The sequence below is a fragment of the Thalassospira sp. genome, assembly GCF_030690045.1.
Lineage (GTDB): Bacteria > Pseudomonadota > Alphaproteobacteria > Rhodospirillales > Thalassospiraceae > Thalassospira.
In genome coordinates, this window is record NZ_JAUYHK010000016.1 from 118,577 (window position 1) to 137,869 (window position 19,293).

General features: G+C 56.8%; 19 protein-coding genes and 1 tRNA gene. 11 read left to right on the forward strand and 9 right to left on the reverse strand.

What is annotated here, in order from left to right; all coding sequences use genetic code 11:
- Positions 1-16 precede the first annotated feature (16 nt).
- Positions 17-1,447: an NAD(P)-dependent oxidoreductase gene (locus tag Q8O73_RS12195; protein WP_305558439.1), complete on the reverse strand. Its 1,431-nt coding sequence runs from the start codon at positions 1,445-1,447 to the stop codon at positions 17-19.
- Between the two features lie 265 nt (positions 1,448-1,712).
- Between Q8O73_RS12195 and Q8O73_RS12200 the strand changes: the two genes are divergently transcribed.
- The 4 genes from Q8O73_RS12200 (at position 1,713) to Q8O73_RS12215 (ending at position 4,045) form a co-directional block, all read left to right on the forward strand.
- On the forward strand, positions 1,713-2,537 hold the full coding sequence (locus Q8O73_RS12200; RefSeq protein WP_305558440.1) for an undecaprenyl-diphosphate phosphatase: 825 nt from the start codon (positions 1,713-1,715) through the stop codon (positions 2,535-2,537).
- A 144-nt stretch (positions 2,538-2,681) separates the two neighbouring features.
- Positions 2,682-2,996 carry a helix-turn-helix transcriptional regulator gene (locus Q8O73_RS12205; protein ID WP_305558441.1) on the forward strand — a complete coding sequence of 105 codons (315 nt, stop codon included), beginning with the start codon at positions 2,682-2,684 and terminating at the stop codon, positions 2,994-2,996.
- Positions 2,993-3,370, forward strand: coding sequence for a hypothetical protein (locus Q8O73_RS12210; protein ID WP_305558442.1), 378 nt, complete (start codon positions 2,993-2,995; stop codon positions 3,368-3,370). The genes Q8O73_RS12205 and Q8O73_RS12210 overlap by 4 nt, the downstream gene beginning before the upstream one ends.
- A gap of 42 nt (positions 3,371-3,412) precedes the next feature.
- Positions 3,413-4,045, forward strand: a complete 633-nt coding sequence (locus tag Q8O73_RS12215; protein WP_305558443.1) for an ATP-dependent Clp protease proteolytic subunit — start codon at positions 3,413-3,415, stop codon at positions 4,043-4,045.
- A 1-nt stretch (position 4,046) separates the two neighbouring features.
- On the opposite strand, the gene Q8O73_RS12220 is transcribed toward Q8O73_RS12215, so the two are convergent.
- The 3 genes from Q8O73_RS12220 to Q8O73_RS12230 form a co-directional block, all read right to left on the reverse strand.
- On the reverse strand, positions 4,047-4,322 hold the full coding sequence (locus Q8O73_RS12220) for a DUF3572 domain-containing protein (protein WP_305558444.1): 276 nt from the start codon (positions 4,320-4,322) through the stop codon (positions 4,047-4,049).
- Positions 4,319-4,711: a hypothetical protein gene (locus tag Q8O73_RS12225; RefSeq protein ID WP_305558445.1), complete on the reverse strand. Its 393-nt coding sequence runs from the start codon at positions 4,709-4,711 to the stop codon at positions 4,319-4,321. The genes Q8O73_RS12220 and Q8O73_RS12225 overlap by 4 nt, the downstream gene beginning before the upstream one ends.
- Before the next feature lie 230 nt (positions 4,712-4,941).
- Positions 4,942-5,030, reverse strand: a tRNA-Leu gene (locus Q8O73_RS12230).
- Positions 5,031-5,296: 266 nt separating this feature from the next.
- Between Q8O73_RS12230 and Q8O73_RS12235 the strand changes: the two genes are divergently transcribed.
- From Q8O73_RS12235 to Q8O73_RS12245, 3 genes are all read left to right on the forward strand, one after another.
- Positions 5,297-6,601 (forward strand): autotransporter domain-containing protein, encoded by a 1,305-nt coding sequence (locus Q8O73_RS12235; RefSeq protein ID WP_305558446.1) that lies wholly within the window; start codon positions 5,297-5,299, stop codon positions 6,599-6,601.
- 84 nt (positions 6,602-6,685) lie between these two features.
- Positions 6,686-7,342: a 5,6-dimethylbenzimidazole synthase gene (gene bluB / locus Q8O73_RS12240; RefSeq protein ID WP_305558447.1), complete on the forward strand. Its 657-nt coding sequence runs from the start codon at positions 6,686-6,688 to the stop codon at positions 7,340-7,342.
- A gap of 53 nt (positions 7,343-7,395) precedes the next feature.
- Complete coding sequence (locus Q8O73_RS12245; protein WP_305558448.1) at positions 7,396-7,641, forward strand: hypothetical protein; 246 nt, start codon at positions 7,396-7,398, stop codon at positions 7,639-7,641.
- 18 nt (positions 7,642-7,659) lie between these two features.
- Here the strand turns inward: Q8O73_RS12245 and Q8O73_RS12250 are convergent, their stop codons facing one another.
- From Q8O73_RS12250 to secA, 5 genes are all read right to left on the reverse strand, one after another.
- A complete protein-coding gene (locus Q8O73_RS12250) occupies positions 7,660-7,968 on the reverse strand; it encodes a hypothetical protein (RefSeq protein ID WP_305558449.1) in 309 nt (102 codons plus the stop codon).
- A 29-nt stretch (positions 7,969-7,997) separates the two neighbouring features.
- Complete coding sequence (locus Q8O73_RS12255) at positions 7,998-8,750, reverse strand: molybdopterin-binding protein (protein WP_305558450.1); 753 nt, start codon at positions 8,748-8,750, stop codon at positions 7,998-8,000.
- A gap of 16 nt (positions 8,751-8,766) precedes the next feature.
- Positions 8,767-9,198 carry an 8-oxo-dGTP diphosphatase MutT gene (gene mutT / locus Q8O73_RS12260; RefSeq protein WP_305558984.1) on the reverse strand — a complete coding sequence of 144 codons (432 nt, stop codon included), beginning with the start codon at positions 9,196-9,198 and terminating at the stop codon, positions 8,767-8,769.
- A 93-nt stretch (positions 9,199-9,291) separates the two neighbouring features.
- Positions 9,292-10,770 carry an ankyrin repeat domain-containing protein gene (locus tag Q8O73_RS12265; RefSeq protein ID WP_305558451.1) on the reverse strand — a complete coding sequence of 493 codons (1,479 nt, stop codon included), beginning with the start codon at positions 10,768-10,770 and terminating at the stop codon, positions 9,292-9,294.
- Positions 10,771-10,873: 103 nt separating this feature from the next.
- Positions 10,874-13,579 carry a preprotein translocase subunit SecA gene (gene secA, locus Q8O73_RS12270; RefSeq protein WP_305558452.1) on the reverse strand — a complete coding sequence of 902 codons (2,706 nt, stop codon included), beginning with the start codon at positions 13,577-13,579 and terminating at the stop codon, positions 10,874-10,876.
- Between the two features lie 277 nt (positions 13,580-13,856).
- Between secA and Q8O73_RS12275 the strand changes: the two genes are divergently transcribed.
- The 4 genes from Q8O73_RS12275 (at position 13,857) to argJ (ending at position 18,466) form a co-directional block, all read left to right on the forward strand.
- Positions 13,857-14,912: a hypothetical protein gene (locus Q8O73_RS12275; RefSeq protein ID WP_305558453.1), complete on the forward strand. Its 1,056-nt coding sequence runs from the start codon at positions 13,857-13,859 to the stop codon at positions 14,910-14,912.
- Between the two features lie 71 nt (positions 14,913-14,983).
- Positions 14,984-16,066: a hypothetical protein gene (locus tag Q8O73_RS12280; protein ID WP_305558454.1), complete on the forward strand. Its 1,083-nt coding sequence runs from the start codon at positions 14,984-14,986 to the stop codon at positions 16,064-16,066.
- Between the two features lie 166 nt (positions 16,067-16,232).
- Positions 16,233-17,087 (forward strand): peptidylprolyl isomerase, encoded by an 855-nt coding sequence (locus Q8O73_RS12285; RefSeq protein WP_305558455.1) that lies wholly within the window; start codon positions 16,233-16,235, stop codon positions 17,085-17,087.
- 149 nt (positions 17,088-17,236) lie between these two features.
- Positions 17,237-18,466: a bifunctional glutamate N-acetyltransferase/amino-acid acetyltransferase ArgJ gene (argJ, locus tag Q8O73_RS12290; RefSeq protein WP_305558456.1), complete on the forward strand. Its 1,230-nt coding sequence runs from the start codon at positions 17,237-17,239 to the stop codon at positions 18,464-18,466.
- Positions 18,467-19,293 lie beyond the last annotated feature (827 nt).

Genomic DNA, 19,293 nt, shown 5'->3' on the forward strand with positions numbered 1-19,293 from the left:
TCGGAGCATTGCGGGATCAGGCCGCAACGTCTTTCCGCGCCAACAAATATTCATCCATACGGTCTGCCGCATCACGGCCATCGCGGATGGCCCAGACCACCAAAGATGCGCCCCGCGCAATATCACCGGCGGCAAAAACGCCATCCAGATTGGTCATCATCGAGCGGAAATCGATTTTAACCGTGCCCCAGCGTGAAACACCCAGTTCCGGGGCCTCAAACAGGGCGGGCAGATCTTCGGGTTCAAAGCCCAGCGCCAGAATGACCATATCGGCATCCATGGTATAGCTGGAATCCGGGATGATTTCCGGGGTCTGGCGGCCACCGGCGTCGGGCGCACCCAGACGCATTTTCACCGCCCGCACACCGGTCACGGCATCATCGCCGACAAAGGCTTCGGGGTTGGTCAGCCAGACAAATTCAACGCCTTCTTCCTCGGCATTGGCGACTTCGCGTTGCGAACCGGGCATGTTGGCACGGTCGCGGCGATACAGACATTTAACCGATTTGGCCCCCTGACGCACGGCGGTACGCACGCAATCCATTGCGGTATCGCCACCGCCAATCACCACAACATTCTTGCCCTGCGCATTCAGCGTCCCGTCTTCATAGGCCGGAACGGCATCGCCCAGCCCGTGGCGGTTGGAAACCGTCAGGTAATCAAGGGCCGGATAGACATTTTTCAGGCCAACCCCCGGCACCATCAGATCGCGGGATTTATAAACACCGGTGGCAATCAGAATGCTGTCATGTTTGGCGCGCAATTGCGCCAATGTCGCATCGCGACCGACCTCGAATTCGGTGTGCATCACCACACCGGCATCTTCCAGCAACTTCACCCGGCGTTCGACAATGTGTTTTTCCAGTTTGAAGCCCGGAATGCCATAAACCAGCAAACCGCCGATCCGGTCATAACGGTCATAGATATGCACCGCATACCCCTTGAGGCGCAATTGCTCGGCTGCGGCCATACCGGCCGGGCCCCCGCCGATAATGCCAATCGACATGCCGTTTTCCGATGTCGGCGCAGGCACCTTGACCCAGCCATTGGCAAAGGCGTTATCGGTCAGATATTTTTCGACCGACCCGATGGTCACCGCGCCGTGGGTGGATTGTTCGATCACGCAATTGCCTTCGCACAGGCGATCCTGCGGGCAGATGCGACCGGTCACTTCGGGCATGTTATTGGTGGCCGCCGAAATCTGATAGGCTTCTTCAAGACGGCCTTCGGTGGTCAGGCGCAACCAGTCGGGAATATTGTTATAAAGCGGGCAATGCGCCTGACAGAACGGCACCCCGCATTGCGAGCAACGCGATGATTGCGACGCAGCCGCGTCGGTTTCAAAACCCTGATAGATTTCGTCAAAGTCACGGCGACGCTCATCGGCATCCCGCTTGTGCGGATATTTTTGTTCAAGATGAACAAATGTGAGCATCTTTTCTGTCATCACTGCCCCCAAAAAGGCTGTTTTGTTGCGTGCGGGTGCCCCTATATACGCGGCGCCGAAATCAGAATCCAGCACAAAATACATCATAGGACAATATTACTGACATTTATTTCCCCATTCATCGTCAGGGCTTTGGCATTCCGCGGCTTTACGCGGGCGGAAGAAACTTTCAATAGTACCATTTTGGTACTATAACAATCATTCGCCTTGCCCCGCCAACCTGCTATAAGCAATCAGTTTTGGGGAAATCAGATCCGAGGCCGGGGTGACCTTACAGCACATCATTCTTCTCGCAGTCATTCAGGGCATCACTGAATTTCTGCCGATCAGTTCGTCCGGCCATCTGGTGCTGGTCCCGGCAATAACCGGCGAGGCCGATCAGGGGTTGCTCCTTGATGTTGCCGTTCATGTCGGCACATTGCTGGCGGTTTTTGTTTATTTCTGGCGGGATGTTTTCGCCATGATCGGCGGATTCTTTCGGCTGTTTTCCGGGCGCATGACACCATCGGCCCGCATGGCACTGCATATCATCCTTGCAACCATTCCGGTGGTCGCCGTCGGGTTCTACCTCAAGGTTTCCGGGATCGAGGAACAATTGCGATCCGTTGAACTCATTGCCTGGATGACCCTGATTTTCGGGATTGTCCTGTGGATTGCGGACCGGATCGGCATGACCATCAACCGCCTTGAACATATGCGTTGGGGCGGGGCCCTGTTTATTGGTCTGGCACAGGTCCTGGCCCTGATCCCCGGCGTCAGCCGTTCGGGCATCACCATGACGGCCGCCCGTCTGATGGGCTACGAACGGGCCGATGCCGCACAATTTTCAATGCTGATGTCGATTCCGGTGATTATCGGGGCCGGGCTGCTGGCCGGGATTGATTTGTACAGGGCCGATGACATGGCCCTGACACAGGATGCCCTGCTGGCCGGTGGCCTGTCCTTCCTGACCGCACTGATGGCCATTGCAATGCTGATGTCATGGCTGAAAAAATCGACCTTTGCGCCCTTTGCCCTCTATCGGGTGCTGCTCGGTGGCGGCCTTCTGGTGTGGATTTACGGTTACGACAGCATGTCGCTGGCGTTCTGATCCCCCCGCCTGAAACGATCAAAGCCCGGCAGGATTGTTTTTGCCGGGCTTTTCTTTTTGAACCGGTTCAATCCTGCCAGAACTGCCCCTCTCAAATAATTTGCCTTGCACAAACACATAAGTCCATGCTTATGTGTTTGTATGATGGAAAACGACATATTCAAAGCTCTGGCCGATCCGACCCGGCGCGCAATTTTTGAAAAGCTTGCCAGCACCCAAAGCATGAATGCCAGTGCTCTTCGCGAAGGCATAAGCATCAGCCAGCCTGCCATGTCCCAACATTTGGCAGTCCTGCGTCAGGCAAAACTGGTGCAGGAGGAACGACAGGGACGCTTTGTCCATTACAGGGTCAAGCCCGATGGGCTGGCGCTGATTGTTCAATGGGTGGCCCGATACAGCACCTTCTGGCCAGACCGGATAGATGCCTTGCGCCAGACCCTAAAGGAGATGGATCAGTGACCGACAGCAAGACGCGCATCGCCAAAACCCAAAAAACGACAGCTTCCCGTCGCCTTGAATTTGAATACAGACTGGATGCATCCAAGGAAAATATCTGGCGCGCGATCAGCATTCCCGAAATTCGCGAAAGCTGGTTGCCCGGTGCCAATTTGCGCAATGCCAAACCGGTACGGCAAATTCCCGGCGAAGAAGTGACCTATCAGATGCGCGACACCTGTCCGCCCTATCTGGAAAGCATTGTGACCTTTCATCTCACGCAAACCGGCGAAAACAGCACCTGCCTTCGCATCATTCATCAATTGACCGATGCAAGATGCCTCACCCCGGCCAAAGCGGCCAACAGCAACACCGCGAAAATGATGTGTGCGGCCTGAACCGCCTCGCCCGCCCCCTTTTTCGAACCCCGGAGCTTCTCCATGCGCAATATGATGCAATTGATCCCGATGGTGGTTGAACAAACCAGCGCAGGCGAACGATCCTTTGACATTTTTTCGCGGCTTTTGCGCGAACGGATCATTTTCCTCAATGGTGAAGTGAATGACGCGATCTCGTCGCTTGTCTGCGCGCAATTGCTGTTTCTGGAATCCGAAAACCCCAAAAAACCGATCCATCTTTACATCAATTCCCCCGGCGGTGTCGTCACCAGCGGCATGGCGATGTATGACACCATGCGCTACATAAAAGCGCCTGTGCATACCCTGTGCATGGGCACCGCCCGGTCGATGGGGTCGTTCCTGCTGATGGCTGGTGAACCGGGCCACCGCGCCGCCCTGCCCAATGCCAGCCTGCATGTGCATCAACCTTTGGGCGGTTTTCAGGGGCAGGCATCGGATATTCTGATCCATGCGGAAGAAATGCGCCTGACCAAACAGCGCATGATTTCGCTTTACGCCAAACATTGCGGACGCAGTTACGAGGAAGTGGAACACACGCTGGACCGCGACCGTTTCATGACGGCAAATCAGGCTCTGGACTGGGGCCTGATTGATCAGGTACTGGAACAGCACAGCGCCAATGACGATACCAATGACGCAGCCGGGTCGCCGTGAATTAATCCTGCCAGACCGGCCCGCCGGACAACACCATCTGGGCACGCGCCGGGGTTTCGGGGCTGCACCCGATGGCCTCGACAAACCCCATCAAAAACGGTTCGTGCGACAATAAAAAATCCAGCACGCCAACCTGTACGCCAATGGTGCCGATCCCCTCGCGCAGATCGGTCAAATCCATGCCGGTCTGTGCCAGCAGGCCCTGCAACAAATCATCATCGCCGACCACATGGGCAATGGCCTGTATCGCAACGGTTTCGGCTGCATCCCTGTTCATTTGAACCACCGCGCCTTTGACAGGGCCCGCCAGACGACCAGCCCCGCAATCACAATCACAACCGCCCCGACGGCCCCAAAACCGGTGCCTGCAAACATCACCAGCCCCCAAAAACCGATGGTGCCAAATCCGACGGCAAGGCTTAAAAAGGCGGCCTTGGCAAGGCTGTCCTCGTTTTTCTGGGCGGCTTCGGCGCGCTTGATTTCATCGACAATTTCATACCACGCCAGTTGCTGCCAACGGTTATATTTCAAACCGCGTTTCGGCCCCTTGCGCAGGAATTCATCAAGCTGTTTGACAATATTGGCCGCCCGTTCTTCGGGGACGACATATTTTCCGATCCGTTCTTTCTTGCGCGGGGTATCCGCGTCCTGGTCCTGATCATTCACGTTGCTGCGGCTCCGGCAGGGAATGGTATCCTATTCCCATAGGCCGTTCAGATTTAAATCCGGTAAACTCCGACAACAACGACCAAAACCGCAACCGGCCTGTCAGCTCAGAACAACAACCACGGCCATCACACCAAACACCAGTAAATGGATCATCTTTTCCTCCTGTTGACAGATATCGCCAACCCGGAAGATGCCCGTTGAAACAGGTTATTTAAAGGCAGTGAAAATGGTGCGGGCGGCCGGACTTGAACCGGCAAGGTCTGTTAGGACCGGCGGATTTTAAGTCCGCTGCGTATACCAATTTCGCCACGCCCGCACGGCGCGGATCGCAAATGATCCAGGGCAGGAAGCGTTCTAGCGCGGCTTTTATCCCGGCGCAACACCGTAAATACCACAATTGGCCTCATTTCCCCGACGATCATCACATTATTCCCATCTTTACCCGTTATCGCAGGGGATGCGCCCCCTTCTGCAAACAAGACACATGGTCCGATGAGATATCGCTGGTACATGATACCGCTTGGGACAGTTTGCGTCGCCGCCACAGGCTTGTTCTCTGGCTCCGGCCTGATACGCATCGATGTGGCAGCACGGGCTGCCGAAAACACTCCCCCCCGACGTAGCGAAGCCCCGATCCTGCGATCCGAAACCCTTGGGCAGCAGGAAAACCGTCAGCGCCACATGAACCGCCTGTATCAGCATCTTGACAGTGATTTTGTCACCACCACTCTGCGCCCGCTGTTTCTGGACCCGACGGCACAGGCAGAAGACATGCCGCCCGGTGCCCTTGCCATGGGAACAGACATCGCGCGTGAAATCGAAAGCCACAGTGGCCGCGAGGCCCTGGTTGCCATTGCCGAACGGCTTGATTTTGACAGTGCAGGCGGCACCTTCCCCACACAGGACGGCCTGAATGATGACCGGATCATGAGTGTCTGGATTCATGGCAACCGGCGCGACATCAATAATCGCATCACCCGCGACGGCTTTAATCCCGGCCTGTCCGGGGATGTGATTTCGATTGATACCGGGGTGGATTACCGCCCCGATGACTGGTCGGTATTCGGCATTTCCGTCGGCTGGGGCAGCACCGAAGGCGAGATGTCCTCCAGTCAGACCCTGTATGAAAAAAACAGCGTCACCTTTTCGCCCTATGCCGTCACCCGTGTCACTGACTGGCTGGATTTGCGCGGGGCGCTGGGCATTGGCGTCAGCGATATCGACCGGCGATCAGAATCCGGCGCGTACCAGTCCAGCAATTCCAGCACGACCTATAGCGCCTCGGTCGGGTTTGGGGCAGAACAAACCCTGCCGGTCTTGCCCGTCACGATCAGTCTTGATGGCAATCTGATCGAGGCACAGGAATATTTTGCGCAATATATCGACCATCGCGGTCAGATTGTGAATGGCCATCTGGCCCGCACCACCCTGTTTGACCGCAAGACCGAGGCCAGCTACCGCTTTGCAATCGGCGGTCATACGTTCGTCCCTTTTGTCGGTGAAAAAATGACCCTGTCGATTCTCAATCAGGGATTTGATCAGGATGATACGCAACGCTATTTTGCCGGTACGCGCTATCATTACGATGACTGGGGGCTGAATGCCTCGTTCCGCGCCTATCGCGAATTTTCGCCCGGCACCGCCCCGCAAGAAGGCATGCGGGGTGAACTGGGCTTTCTGCACACTCTGCCGGGCGATTATGGCATCATCGCCCCCTTTGCCAGCACCGAACGCACCGATACAAAATTGCGACTGGGCGGCGGGCTGGATCATCGCTGGGCCGATATTGCCGGTTCCATGCGCCTTGAAATCAACCAGACCCTGACCTTCGATCAGAATACCGCCAATCCCCTGACCGGCACTTTGAAGATGAATTTCGATTTTTAATCCGGAACGGTTCGGCAAAGCTTGGCGATCCGCCGACACGACGTTAGGGTGACCGAACCGGTTTTCGTTACACAGGCCCGCACCATGACCACACCTCACGACCCGGCCCCGCCGGTCTTTGACAGCATTTTTCAAAAACAGTTCATCGAATTGCTGTTGTGGCGCCGCGATGTCCGCCGGTTCCGAAGCGACCCCCTTGCACAAAACGATCTGGATGATCTGATCCGCGAGGCCTGCCTTGCCCCGTCGGTCGGCAATTGTCAGCCCTGGCGCTTTGTAAAGGTCAATGACCCGGTGCGCCGCCGCGCCATTCGCGACAGTTTTGAACGCGCCAATGCCGAGGCCCTGAATGATTATCACGGCGAACGGGCCCGGCTTTATGCCTCGCTGAAATTGCAGGGCATGGATCAGGCCCCGGTACAGCTTGCGGTTTTTGCCGACGAGGAAACCGAGGCAGGCATGGGACTTGGTCGCAAAACCATGCCCGAAATGCTGGATTATTCAGCGGTCGCCGCCGTGCAATTGTTATGGCTGGCGGCCCGGGTCAAGGGCATTGGCGTTGGCTGGGTCTCGATTCTCGAACCCGAAACCGTCCGCCAAACCCTTGATGTGCCCGATCACTGGCGGCTGATTGCCTATTTATGTATCGGTTATCCGCAAGAAGATCATGTGGTGCCCGAACTGGTCCGGCATGGCTGGCAGGACCGGATTGATCCGCATGACTTGACGCTGGAACGCTGATCGGGCAACAAGCGGCATCAAATACAGAACCGGCACAAAAAGGAACGATCAGGATGACGGGCGAAAACACCAACAGCGGCAATACCGGCGACAAGGGCAAACTGCCCAACAGCCATTATTTCAAAATCATGGGATACCTTCTGACCGCCTGCTGGGTTGGCTATATTCTGGCGATTTCCGGCGGCGATATGGAACATCCGATGTTCGATTATATCTTTACCGTTCCGCTGGCGGTGTGGATTGTCGGCATGATCGTGGCAAAGATCATTCAGGTTCGCACCAAATCCGACCGGCCCTGATCGGGCCGGGCGGCAACATCAGTCTTCGCGTCGTTCGTCGCGATATTCGTCATTATCGGAAAAACTGCCCAAATTCATCACGCCAATGCCAATCGCAATGCTGCCAAAGGTCACAAACAGGCCAAAAAACAGCATGAAAACCAGCAAGGGTGCATCGGGCGAGGTCGATAACAGGGTGCGCAGTGACGCAATATCGAAATACAGCACCAGAACCCCGAAAACCACCGCACCAAAACCGCCATACAACATATGACCCAGCATGAATTTGACAATCGTCTTGCCATCACCTGATCGGGCAGGTTTGGGTAAATCCGGCTTCATTGTCATGCTGCACCACGCCCTTTCTGGCAGTTCATTCACACCGATTCGTCGATAACCTCTTTGCCATAACTGCCGACAAGGGCCACAATCCGGGCCGCGGCGGCATCGACCTGCGCCGGGTCCTCGCCACGCACCACAAGGGTCGTGCCCAGACGGCCTTCACGCAAAAACGGATAGGACCCGATATCGGTATCGGGGAAATCCTTTTGCACCTCGCCCAGCGCCCCGGCAATGGTGCCTTCGGCAATATAGGCACCGATGGAGCGCGACACCATGGGGCGACCGCCGGTTAATTGATGTTTGATGCCCTGAAACATCGCCTGCATGATCATCGGCACCCCGGCCATGACATAGACATTTTCCATGCGATATCCCGGTGCCTTGCTGACCGGATTGTCAATCAACTCGCCACCAGCCGGAATATGCGCCATCCGCAGGCGGGCTGCGTTCAGATCTTCGGGGTTTTCATAATGGCTTTGCAGCAGTTTGTGCGCCTGGTCATTGAGTTCCAGCGCCACCCCAAAGGCCCGCGCCACACATTCGGACGTGATGTCGTCATGGGTCGGGCCGATGCCCCCCGTGGTAAAGACATAATCAAATTTCGCCCGGCATTCATTCAGCGTTTCAATGATGGTCTCGGCAATATCGGGAATCACCCGCGTTTCCGTCAGGGCCACCCCGATCTTGTTAAGTTCTTGCGCCAGATAAGAAAGATTTTTGTCCTGGGTACGGCCCGACAGGATTTCATTGCCGATGATGATCAGACAGGCGCGGACTTTGCGGGACATTGTTTTTACCTTTATCTCAAAGAAAATCGCGCAACATCGCGACCAGCGGCACATCGGCGGGCGGCATCGGATAATCGCCCAGCCGGATCGGCCGCACCCATTTCACCGCCTGGCCTTCCATCGGTGTGATTTCGCCTTTCCAGACCCGGCACAGATAAAGCGGCATCATCAGATGAAAATCATCATAAGTGAACGAGGCAAAGGTAAAAGGCGCCAGACAGCTTTCGGTGATATCAATGCCCAGCTCTTCTTTCAGCTCGCGCACCAGCGCCATTTCCGGCGTTTCGCCCGGCTCCACCTTGCCGCCGGGAAATTCCCAAAGCCCGGCCATGGATTTGCCTTCGGGGCGTTGCGCAATCAACACCCGATGATCAATATCAACCAGCGCCACGGCACTGACAAACACGGTTTTTCCGGGGATTCTGCCCTGTCGCAAATCAACCGACATGCAGCCCTTTTCCTGATTTTGTATGGTCATGTCCCTGTTTTATCCTGCAAGCCCCTTTTCGCCAAGAGGCAGCTTTAAGACCGGATGCCCCGGTCATCCAAGCAGCAACAAAATCGCATCCTTTTCCGCCTGCGTCAGGGCGACATTGCCCGGCAAATCATCCCGCCCCAAAAGATAATCCCGCAAATCAAACCCCTGATCATCCGTGACAGAAACATCGCCCCCGGCGTCAATCAGAGCCCGGACAATCGCAACATCCCCCGACGCCACCGCATAATGCAGCACACTGCGCCTGCCATGCCTCGGATAAAACCATTCATCGCCCGGATCGGTAAGGGCGCCAACATCCGCCCCCTGATCCAGCAACCATTTGACCGCCGTCAAATTCCCGTATTGGGCCGCCGTCATCAGGGCGGTTTTGCCAAACCTGTTGCGGCCTTCAACATCCGGGAAATACCCGTTTTCAGACAGAACCGGCAGGGTGTCCGGGCGCACCACGGCAATATGGATCAGGGGATCAATCCCGGCATAAATCGCGCACAGGTCAAACAGCGTATCATCGCCGCCCTTGCCCTGTTTTGCCTGTGCTGCAATGGCACTTGTCGGGCGGTCTTCCAGCAACATCACCCGCATCGCATCCCCGGGAACCGGCGTCTGGCAATCGCCACCGAAAACCACGGAAAACAAGGTATCGCGGGCATGTTGGCGTGCCATGTCTTCACTTTTCCCCTGCCCTTGCCAATAGGCAAAAACCGCGTCTTCAAGGGCGCGGGCATGACGGTCGATCCCTTCATATATCCTGCGATTGGCAAGCGACAGATAAGACCATGTTTCAAACGGCCGGATGTCTCCTGCGGGGGCGGGCGGCATATCTGCGGGCGCGATCATCGCATATTGCATGTCCTGTCTCTGCCCGGCTATATGCGCAAACCGAATGGTACCGCGATCGCGTGCAAACATGTCGCCGCTGGTGGCATAAGCCGCCCGGACATAGGCATCAAGCAGGTCTGCCGGATAACCGGCCACCGCGCCCCGCCCCCAATCGCAGCCGGACCGCGGCATGAAATTGTCCCGGTTACTGCCCCAAAGCGGCGACAGCACCGCCAGCAGGGCCGGTTCGCGCTGCAAAATGGCACAGGGGATCGCATAAAAGGCTGAATGGCTGTTGGCGTACCCCATATTTGAGGCAATGATAACCGTCGGCAAAAGGCTTTCGACCGATCCATCGAACGGCACGGGATCGGCCATGATCTCGAGTCCCAGATCGCTGATCATCGGGATAACCGCCCGATGGATTTTACCCTGCAAGGCGCGAATGGTGTCATCACGCGCCGCGTCTTGGGGCTTGAACGCAAACAGAAACAACATGCGATCGAGTTCCCCCACCCCGTCGTCGCGCTGCATCATCGCGGTTTCGGCGGCGGCGGGTTCCGCCGCCATTTTTGCAATTGCCTCTTCATACGCATCCGTTGCTGCCTGCGTCCCCGCCGGGATCAGGACAAACAGCAAAGCCATCAGAACATTGACGACCCGTTTGATCGTGTCTTTTCCCAAAATGCCGGGCTCTCTCATGATCAAACAAATCCTTTCAGGCTGGCACATATCAGGGGGCGTAATAAAAACGCCGCGCAAATTGTCCTTGCGCGGCGTTTTCAACAGAACAAATCCGTCAGACTCAGACGATCTGACCGTGGCAATGTTTGTATTTTTTACCCGACCCACAGGGGCACAATGAATTGCGCGCAACACGGCCCCATGTTGCGGGGTTCGCCGGATCGACAGTCTGTGACGCCTGACGCGACTGAACCGTCGCCCCGGCCTCAGTATCGGCACCATCCGCCCCCGGATTGTTTTCGTGCATTTCCTGCGGGGCGCGGCGCGGCTGCAAATCTTCGGGGCGCGGCGCGGTCTGCAATTCAACATGCGACAACATCTGGGTCACACGTTCGCGCAGGGTGACCAGCATGGTTTCAAACAGGTTGAACGCCTCGCGCTTGAATTCATTCAACGGGTCGCGCTGGCCATAGGCACGCAGGCCAATACCCTGCCGCAAATGATCCAGCGCCAGAAGATGTTCTTTCCAGTTCTGATCAAGCAATTGCAGCAACAGGCTTTTTTCAACCTGCCGCATGATGTCCGCCCCATAATTGGCAACCTTGGCCGCCATTTTGGAATCAACCGCCTTTTCAATGCGTTCGCGGATCACCGCGGCATCAATGCCTTCTTCCTTCACCCAGTCACGGGTCGGCAGATCAAGCCCGAACAGGCGGATGGATTCCTCATGCAGGGTTCCGGCTTCCCACTGTTCCGGATAAACCTTTTCCGGGCAGCATTTGATCACCAGATCCTCGATCACCTCGCTGCGCATGTCGGCAACATCCTGCGCAACATCCTTGGCCTGCATCAATTCGCGACGCTGTTCATAGATCACCTTGCGCTGATCATTCATCACATCGTCGTATTTCAGCACATTTTTACGGGTGTCAAAGTTCCGCGCTTCAACTTTCTGCTGGGCCTTTTCCAGCGCCTTGTTGATCCACGGATGATAAATCGCCTCGCCTTCCTGAAGGCCCAGTTTCTGCAACATGCCGTCCATGCGTTCGGACCCGAAAATCCGCATCAGGTCATCTTCCAGCGACAGGAAGAATTTCGATGCCCCCGGGTCGCCCTGACGACCGGCACGGCCGCGCAACTGGTTATCGACGCGCCGCGATTCATGGCGTTCGGTGCCAATCACAAACAGGCCCCCCGCCGCCAGAACCTTTTGCTGGTCGGCAATCACTTCGGCCTTGATGCGTTCGATCCCGGCGGCCCGGTCGGCCTCGTTCTCGACATTGTTCAGTTCCAGTTCGGCCCGCATTTCAACGTTGCCGCCCAGTTTGATGTCGGTGCCACGACCGGCCATGTTGGTCGCAATGGTAATCGCGCCCGGTGCCCCGGCCTGTGCCACGATATAGGCTTCGCGTTCATGCTGCTTGGCATTCAGGACTTCATGCGGAATTTTACGCTCTTTCAAAAGCGCACCCAGCCGTTCGGATTTTTCAATCGACACGGTGCCCACAAGGGCCGGCTGCCCGCGTTCATGGCATTCTGCCAAAAGATCGGCAATCGCATTCCATTTTTCATTGGCGGTGCGATAAATCTCGTCATCGGCGTCTTTCCGCGCAATGTCGCGATGGGTCGGCATTTCCACGACTTTAAGGCCGTAAATTTCTTCAAATTCTTCGGCTTCGGTCATCGCCGTGCCGGTCATCCCGGCCAGAGTCGGATAAAGACGGAAAAAATTCTGGAAAGTGATCGACGCCAGCGTCTGGTTTTCATTCTGGATCGTCACATGTTCCTTGGCTTCCAATGCCTGATGCAGGCCGTCCGAATAACGGCGACCTTCCATCATGCGGCCGGTAAATTCGTCAATGATCACGACCTTGCCGTCCTTGACGATATAGTCGGTATCTTTCTGGAACAGCTTGTGGGCCCGCAACGCCTGATTGACGTGATGGACCAGATGCACATTGCCCAGATCATACAGCGTGCCTTCGGTCAGAATGCCCATTTCACCCAAAAGCTGTTCGGCATGTTCGGTGCCGTCTTCGGTCAGGGTGACGGCACGGGCCTTTTCGTCTTTTTCATAATCGGCATCGGCCAGTTTCGGGATCAGCGCATCAATGGCGCGATACAATTCCGAACTGTCTTCGGCCGGGCCGGAAATGATCAGCGGCGTCCGCGCTTCGTCGATCAGGATCGAGTCCACTTCATCGACGATGGCATAATTGAACGGGCGCTGCGTCATGTCTTCCAGACGGAATTTCATATTGTCGCGCAGATAGTCAAAACCCAGTTCGTTATTGGTCGCATAGGTCACATCGCAGGCATAGGCCGCCCGGCGCTGTTCATCGGTCATGCCATGCATGATGACGCCAACCGACATTCCCAGAAAACCGTAAACCTGCCCCATCCATTCCGCGTCACGACGGGCCAGATAATCGTTGACGGTGACGACATGAACACCCTTGCCGCTCAGCGCATGCAGATAAACCGGCAGGGTCGAAACCAGGGTTTTCCCTTCGCCGGTTTTCATTTCGGCAATCTTGCCGCCATGCAAAACAATGCCGCCCATCAGCTGCACGTCATAATGACGTTCGCCGCGCACCCGCTTGGCCGCCTCGCGCACTGTGGCAAAGGCATCGGGCAAAATATCGTTCAGGCTTTCCCCCTTGGCAAGCCGGTCGCGCAACCCGTCGGTGCGGGCGCGCAAGGCATCGTCTGAAAGGGCGCTGACCTCGGGTTCCAAGGCGTTGATTTGCGCGACCGTGGCGGCAAGGGCCTTGACTTCACGATCGTTCGCAGAACCGAAAATTTTCCGGGCAATGACGCCGAGCATTAATAACGTTCCTGGGCAAATGAAAAAACAAACAAGAGCAACGGTACAGACAGACAGTACAGACACCGGGGCCCGATCACAGATAGAACCCTGTCCGCCATCTGTCAACGGACCGAACCATGATGTTTGTCATCACATGCGCTTCTCGCTTGAGAAAGGCGCAAAAAACAGCTACATTCTACAAATCGATTTCGCAAAAAAGAGCATGTAGCTCGTCCTTTTCAGTCTGCATCGGCATGTGCCGACACTGAAAAGCGGCCTCAGGAGGAGGAACATCGTGGATATTTCATCGCTTAATCCCTTTCGTCAGGGCGTTCCGGCACTCACCGATGAACGGCAGCCCTTGACCGTTGGCAACGGCAAAACCGGTGCCTCTGCCCAATCCCCCAGACAGTCGGTTGATCCGGTCGCGCTGTCCGATGATGCGCAGGCCAGCCAGCAGGCGGGCAAAAACAATGATGTCGCCGCACCGGCCAGCGAAACCGTTTCGGCCGAAGACCTGTTTTCACGCGCGCTGGATGCCGCCCTTGACCTGATCAAGGACAAAATGATCGAAATGTTCACCCTTGCCGGGATGGACGAAAAACAGGCCGAAGCCGCCACCAACAAAATGTTCGAGCAGATTCGCAACATGGCCGCCGGGACCGGTGATTTTGACTTTTCATTCAAACAATCGGTGGCATCCTATTCGCGGACTGAAATCGCCTATGCCGGTTCTGGCAGCATGGCCGCCGGGGTTTCTGAAAGCGCCATGATGGCTGCACAATCCCTGGATATCAGCATCAACCGCAATACCGGCGAATTTTCATTCAATTACGAAGCCACCCAGATTTCTGTCACCAAAACCACCGCCGTTGCCATTGGCAATAATATGGACAATGCGATGGGCGCACTCGGTGCCGTGATGGATGGCCTTGGCAGTGGCAGCCTTGTCGATATGCTCGGCAATCCGGCATCGTCCGCCAATGGTGGCTTGCTGTTTGACATCAATGGCAACGGCATTGCCGATTTCATCCGCGAACTGATGGGTGATACATCGGGCAGCGACGACACCGACCCGGCCACCGATGCAGAAACATCGACCGCCAGCCTTGCCGCCGAACGCATGGCCGATCTGAACAAACAGATCATGGAAAGTGCCGCCCTGATCGTGCGCAGCATCGAAGAAACCCTGCCCGACAATGGCACAGACCCGATTCTGAAAATGACGGTCGATATGCTGATGCCGCTGGGCCGTTTTGGTGCCGGACCGGAAGGCAGCGTTTTCACCCTGCCCGATGGCAATCAGGTGGCGGTTACCGCCCCGCAAACCGAACAGGATGTTCTGGTCTGACATAATATCCGGGATTGGGCCGATATATTCCGGCTCCATCCCCTCGGCCCTTCAGGAAGGAGGCGCAGGATATGCTTGGATTCAATACACCATCTGATCGCGCACCATCTGACCGTGGGCTCGGCTGGCAAACCGCCGGGGCATGGTTTCCCCGCAATGCGGATCAGGGCGTTATGGCCGCATCGCGCGGGTCGCAACGCATGACCGCCGCCATATCTGCACCGATGCCCGTCCCGCCGCGCAATGTCGGCCTTGCCGCCATCAGCGGCGTCAGTCTGGACATCGCCGCAGGCACCATCCTTGAAGAAGCCGCAACCCGGATGAGCCGGGACATGTTCATTGTTCTGGCAATGCTGGGCATTCCCCCGGCCAAGGCCCGCGAAATGGCCAATAACCTGACGGCGGGCATGCGCGATATCCATCAGGTTTCCAGCGCAGCATCACCCGGAACACCACCGGCAAGCGGCGCACAAATTGCCCGGCAACTGGCCGATGCGGTCAAACAGGTCAATGCGATGGGCGGCGATATCGGATCGTTTCGGCTGATCTCCAACAGCATCAGCATCAATGCCTCGGAACTGCGCATCGCCACCAATGGCGGCAAAACCAGCATTTCCATCACTGATTTTCAAGCCCATATCGAACAGGTGCGTCTGGAAATCCTGGGTATCACCCAGCAGGACCCGTTGATCCTTGATCTGGACGGCAACGGCATTGATGTCACATCCCTTGACGACGGTATTGTCTTCGATATCGATGGCAACGGCACACAGGACCGCACTGCATGGGTGGCGGGGAATGACGCCTTGCTCGCACTGGACCGCAACAACAACGGCATCATTGACGATGGTACCGAACTGTTTGGCGACCAGAACGGTGCCGTGGATGGCTTTGCCGAACTGGCGAAATATGACGAGAACAGGGATGACCGGATTGACCGCAATGACAGCGTGTTTTCGTCCCTGATCCTGCTGTTTGCCGATGGATCGCAAAAAAATCTTCAGGAACACGGTATCGAAAGCATCAATCTTGCCGTCATCACGCCGCTGGACCGCGAACTGGTCGGCGGCTTGTTGGTGGCATCCGCCGATTTTCAACGCGATGATGGCAGTATCGGCACTGTTGGCGAAGTCCTGTTCAACGTTCAGGCGTGATCCATGCCCCCCAAGCGGTTGGCAAAACCATCACATTTCTGCCCGAAAGCTTTGAAAAAACCGTGTTTCTGGCGGACAGCCCCTTGTCTGCCTTAATCGGATGTGTTTTATCCGTAAGATGAGAGACACGGGGCATGTCCCCTTCATAAAAGAAACCGGAGAAATTATGCTGCGCAAATCCCTGCTTGTCGCGTCGCTGGCAACGGCCATCTTCGCCTCTCCTGTCATGGCACAGGATGCCGCACCGGTCGAAGACCGGGTTCTTGCCACGATCAATGGCGAAGACATTCTGGAATCCGAAGTCCGCGCCACGCAAGTCGGCCTGCCCGAACAATATCGCCAGTATCCGTTTGAAGCCCTGCTGCCGATGTTGCTGGATCGCGAAATCAATCAGCGTCTGATGACGATTGCCGCGACCGACGCCGGTCTGAAAGACGATGCCGAAGTCAAGGAACGCATGGCCGCCCTTGAGCGCCGCGTGATTGCCGAAATTTATCTGGATCGCAAAATCGAAGAAGCCGTCACCGAAGAAGCCCTTCGCGCGCGCTATGACGAATTTGTCAAAACCAATGTGCCCGAAAACACCGTTCACGCCCGTCACATCCTTCTGGAAACCGAAGAAGACGCCAAGGCCGTGATTGCCGCCCTTGACGACGGTGCCGATTTTGTCGAACTGGCACAGGAAAAATCAACCGGCCCGTCCGGCCCGACCGGTGGCGATCTTGGTTTCTTTGCCCGTGGTGAAATGGTTCAGCCCTTTGCCGATGCCGCCTTTGACATGGAAGCAGGCACCTATAGCAAGGAACCGGTCCAGACCCAGTTTGGCTGGCATGTGATCAAGGTCGAGGAAACCCGCGAAGGCGTGCAGCCGACCTATGAAGAACAGGAAAACCAGTTGGCCGCCGAACTGACCCAGGAAGTTTACCTGTCCCTGATTGAAGAATTGCGATCAGGGAACGATGTGGTCAATACGCTTGATACCCCGGCGGAAGAAGACAGCTCCGAAACCCCGAAAGAATAAGCCAAACGGCATTCTGGACGTTTCCGGACTGATACAGACAACCAAACGGGGTGAACCATTCGGGTTTGCCCCGTTTTTATTGGCAACAGGCCACGGCCTGCGTACAACAGGACGGTCGCATACCGTTCCAATTTGGGATCATCAAACAGATGGCTTCGACAGTGATTTCTCCTTTGGCTCCTGCCGGTTTTCCGGACCTGCCCGGTATTGACGGGTTGCATCTGCATACCGCCACCCTTGGCATCCGCTATAAGGGTCGCCCGGATGTGTTGCTGGCCGAACTGGCACCGGGCACCACGGTTGCCGGTGTTTTCACCACATCGACCACGGCATCGGCCGCGGTGCGCTGGGGCCGCGAGGCCCTCAAGGGCGGATCGGCGCGGGCCTTTCTGGTCAATGCCGGAAATTCCATTGCCTTTACCGGACAAGCCGGGGAAAAATTCGTTGCCGACGAAGTCGCCGTTGCCAGCGACATTCTGGGCTGTGCCAAAACCGAAATCTTTACCGCCTCGACCGGGGTGATCGGCGAACCGGCTACCGCCGACCGCATCACCGACGCCATCCCGGCCATGCTCGAAAACAAGGCGGGCTGGCTCGATGCCGCCCGCGCCATCATGACCACCGATACCTTCCCCAAGGGGGCCTCGGCCACCGCCCCGATCAACGGGGTTGATGTCACAATCGCCGGGATCGCCAAGGGATCGGGCATGATCGAACCCAATATGGCGACGATGCTGGCCTTTGTCTTTACCGATGCCGCCCTGCCCCATGATGTGTTGCAAGCCATCCTTGCCGATTGCAATGATCGCAGCTTTAACGCCATCACAGTCGATAGCGACACCTCGACATCCGATACCCTTCTGGTCGCCGCCACCGGGGCGGCGGGCAATCCTGCTCCGACCGGCCTTGACGACCCTGCCCTTGACGGGTTCAAGGATGCCCTCGAAGCCGTGCTGCGCGATCTCGCCCATCAGGTGGTGCGCGACGGTGAAGGCGCCAGCAAATTCATCACGGTGAATGTCACCGGTGCGCTGAATGATCGCGAAGCCAAAATCGCCGCCAAGGCAATTGCCAATTCCCCCCTGGTCAAAACCGCAATTGCCGGTGAAGACGCCAATTGGGGCCGGATCGTCATGGCGGTCGGCAAATGCGGGGTCAAGGCCGATTCCGATCATTTGACGGTCTCGATTGGCGGCATTCCGCTGGCCCGCAAGGGCGAACGGGTTGCCGATTTCGACGAGGCCCCCGTCACCGCCCATATCAAGGGCCAATATATCGACATCGACGCCGATCTTGGCTTTGGCAATGGCAGTGCCACGGTCTGGACCTGCGATCTGACGCATGGCTATATTTCGATCAACGCCGATTACCGCAGTTAATACCAAAGTTAAGATCGGACCTGATCCAAAAACACCCCGTCACCCCCGCCTTTCGCGGGTGTGACGGGTTCCGTCTTCCTGCCTTGATTTCAATGATCACTTCCGATTAATGAAATCAAACAATCTGGCCTCGCCGACTCGCTTTCAGTAATCAATCATGATCCCTGAAAACAAGCGGTAAAATTGCCAAACCACACCCCTCCGCCCCGGAAAACCGCCAGATAACGGCTGTGATGCCCCCCAAATCGCCAACCGGGCAGGACCGATGCACACAAGACGGACTACCCCCGTGGGATTTTGGCGAGGTTCCATCAGGGGTACCTGATATGGCGCCCATACCCCCGTCTGCCTCACCCGCCGCATCCGAAAATGCAGCCCTGGGTCTTCCTTCCACCGCCGGGCTTTCGCCCTTCGTCAACCGGCCCCGCCGCACCATGCCCCCGCTTTCGGGGCTGTGGCGACAAAGACGGATCTCACCCAGAACCGTCATTCCCGCGAACGCGGGAATCCAGACAGCCGCCGGGTATCTGCCAGCTTCGCCAACAGGCCGCCTTCGGACCCACCACCCGTTCCTGCCACCCCCGGCAAGGCCTAATGGCTCCCGGCACAGTCCGGGCAGGACGCGCCACCGACAAGACGCAACTCGGGCGTCTTGACAAATGGCCGGGTTAGCGGACCCGCGCACTGCCCCCGTAATGGCTTTTCCACCCGCCGGTCAGGGTCCTGCGGGTGGTTCGCCCGCCATCCTGTCTGTCTTTATATCGCTGCATCATCATTTCTTTCCTCTGGCCCAAACGCAAAAACCCGCAAGGCACAAGGCCTTGCGG